This window comes from uncultured Gemella sp. (genome assembly GCF_963519265.1).
Taxonomy (GTDB): domain Bacteria; phylum Bacillota; class Bacilli; order Staphylococcales; family Gemellaceae; genus Gemella.
Genome location: NZ_CAUQNQ010000133.1, coordinates 1 through 3,089, shown reverse-complemented (window position 1 = coordinate 3,089; position 3,089 = coordinate 1). Strand labels below are relative to the sequence as shown.

Below are 3,089 nucleotides of genomic sequence, written 5' to 3'. Positions count from 1 at the left end.
TAGAGTTTGTACCAACTAGACCAATTAATTTTACCATGTTTTTGTTTCCTCTCTCATTTTTTTTACTATCTACTTTATTTGTATCTAGATTTTCTTGTTTTGCTTTTTTAACATTTGTTTTGTTCTTTACTTCAGCCACTTTAATAAAGCCTCCTTAAATTAATAGTATGTTCAGTATTCTTCAAGATATCTTTATCTAACATATTATTTTATCTAGCACTCCGCTTGTATAATAGACTTTACCTTCAGTTGTAACTACAACACCCTCTATATCAGGTAAGCTATTTATTTCATCCATAATATCTTCAACATGTTTTCCAAATAACCTTGTAGTCCAAATCTCTCCATCAACAGATTTTTTTGAGATTATGGACAAACCAGCTACATTGGTTTCGACAGGATAACCCGTTTTCGGATTTAATATATGGTGATATGTTTTACCATTTTCTGTATAATTACGTTCATAAATACCAGAAGTTACCACAGACTGATTCTTTATTCCTATAGTAAACAAGTGATTTCCTCTTTTTTCCACTGGATTTTGAATACCAATACGCCATAATAAGTCTTGGTTGTGCTTTGCATCTCCAAAGACCAACACATTACCACCCAAATTAATAAGTCCAGAATCTACATCTCTTTTTTTCAAATACTCAATCATAAGATCAGCAATATACCCTTTCGCTAAGGCTCCTAAATTAATAGCCATACCTTTTTTCTTAAGAAAGACAGACTGATCTCTTTCATCTAAAATTATTTGATTAGGATTTGTAATTTCTAACAGATTATCAATTTCTTGTTTAGTCGGAACTTTTACATCTTTAAATCCTATCCTCCAAGTCTGTACAATAGGCCCAATAGCAATATTTAGAAAACTATTTTGCGCACAACTATGAACTTTCCCTATCTTTATCAAGTCAAATAAATCCGGATGAACCTTGACTGCTTTGATACCTGCATTATGATTAACTTCCATTAATTCAGAACTATCATCATTCGCGCTAAATCTATGCTCATACATTTTTAGCATTTCTACAGCATCATCTAAAATATTCTCAGCATCAACACTATCAAAAATAAGAATATCTATATGAGAACCCATTAATTTTAAGGTCTTTCTTCTTAATTCCATTTTTTTACACCTTACAATAAAAAATTTATTTGCTTAAGATAACTAAATATGTTGTATACATCTACAAGAAACCTGTTATTTAAAGACAAAGTAATAATAGATAATTAATACTTTAATTACATTATATAACAGAAATCTCCTTAAATCAATAAAATATTTAACTCATAAAGGCGTTCCTTCCTTACATTTTCATTAAAAAACACAATAATAAATAACGCATTCATTTTATTTATATATATAAAACCTAAAAATATATCTCCTATTCAGTTCAATTTTCTCTATAAATACCTGATTTATCAATACTTTATATAATTTATATTTTAGTTAAAATTACTAAAATATATTAATTATAAAATTATAAAAATACAAATATAAGCTATAAAAAAAATTATTGTAATTAAATTATTTTTTATTTTCATTGATTTTCATTCTTATTTAAATACCTATCCTGTCCCTATTACATTTAAAATTATTGCTAAATTCCTTCAAATTTTCACATTAATTCTACATTTATATAACAACTCTGCACATGCTTTTTTTATGAAAAACTCTAATAACAGGCTTCTTTTATAACTTATTAAGTTAACTATATATTATTTCATAATAATTAGTTACCGCCTAAGAATTTACTAGCTAGTTTATACACCTGTTTTATTTCTTTACTTCCCAAAATCCAACTTTCTAATTCTTCTTTTATCAACTCTGGAAATTTTCTACTTATATCTCTTAACGCATTTCCTACTGATTTTCTTACATATTCACTAGCATCCTCTCTTAATCGTGCTAGTCTTTTTATTGCTTCTTGTGGATTTTCTTTGAAGTATGGTCTACTAGTCCATATTCGTAACCCTTCTGTGACAGCCCTTCTAGTATTCGGATTATCAGAGCTTAGCCACTCATCAATTACAGGTATTGCACTTTCATAACCAGTATTTCTACAATATTCATCAAATGCTTTTGCTAGTACCTCTTGTACTCTCCAATTATCATCTTTAGATACTTCATCACACATGAACTCAAGAATTCTAATATCACTTGATAAATATCCAAATAGAAATACACCATACATTCTAACTTGATATACTTTAGATTTATAAGATAAGCAAGCCAACTTCTTAATATAGTCTCTATCATTATTTTTATAATCAACTAATGCTCTTTTCTCTTCTTCCTTAAATCCATTCTTTATTAAAGAAAATTCTCGTTCTAAGCTTTTAATATATTCGTTCAACTGCAGCCCCACCTTCTTATTCCTCTAAAAAAAGCATATAGAATGTTAGACACTCTATATGCTTAAGGATGATTTGCTAAAATTAGTTGTTAGCTTTTAAGAAATCAACAGTTTTTTGGATTACTAACTCACCACGTAAGTCTTCAACACTAATACGTTGTTTGATTCCTTCTTCAGTCATGTTGTACATAGTAGCAAGTTCTTTAACTTCAGCATCGATGTCAGCATCTGTTACTTCAACTTTTTCTACTTCAGCGATTTCACCTAGTACGAATGAAGTTTTGATTTTGTTTTCAGCGTCTGATTTCATTTCAGCTTTAAGATCAGCTTCACCTTTTCCAGTGAATTGCTCATATAAGTCGAATGATAATCCTTGACGAGATAAGTTTCCAGTGAATTGTTCGAACATAGAGTTAACTTCTTGTTCTACTAATTTTTCTGGTACAGAAACTTTTGCGTTTTCTACAGCTGTAGAAATTACTTTATCAGAGTAAGATTTTTCTGCTAAGTTTTCTTTTTCTAATTTGATTTCTTCTTTTAATTTTTCTTTGTATTCAGCTACAGTTGAAGCTGCTTCTTTAGAAAATTCTTTAACGAATTCATCAGTTAATTCTGGTAAAACTTTTTCTTTTACATCGTGAATTGTAACTTCGAATCTAGCTGCTTTACCTGCAAGGTCAGCTACTTGGTAGTTTTCTGGGAATGTTACGTTAACTTCTGTGTCAA

3 protein-coding genes are annotated in these 3,089 nt (G+C 29.0%); all 3 read right to left on the bottom strand.

The window, feature by feature from the left end:
- Nucleotides 1-196: 196 nt before the first annotated feature.
- The gene (locus tag RWN11_RS07980; RefSeq protein ID WP_314161208.1) at nucleotides 197-1,132 is read right to left on the bottom strand and encodes an FAD:protein FMN transferase; all 936 of its coding nucleotides are present in this window, start codon (nucleotides 1,130-1,132) and stop codon (nucleotides 197-199) included.
- 607 nt (nucleotides 1,133-1,739) lie between these two features.
- On the bottom strand, nucleotides 1,740-2,363 hold the full coding sequence (locus tag RWN11_RS07975; protein WP_314161206.1) for a HEAT repeat domain-containing protein: 624 nt from the start codon (nucleotides 2,361-2,363) through the stop codon (nucleotides 1,740-1,742).
- An 82-nt stretch (nucleotides 2,364-2,445) separates the two neighbouring features.
- A partial coding sequence (tig, locus tag RWN11_RS07970; protein ID WP_314161204.1) for a trigger factor occupies nucleotides 2,446-3,089 on the bottom strand: 644 nt, incomplete at its 5' end.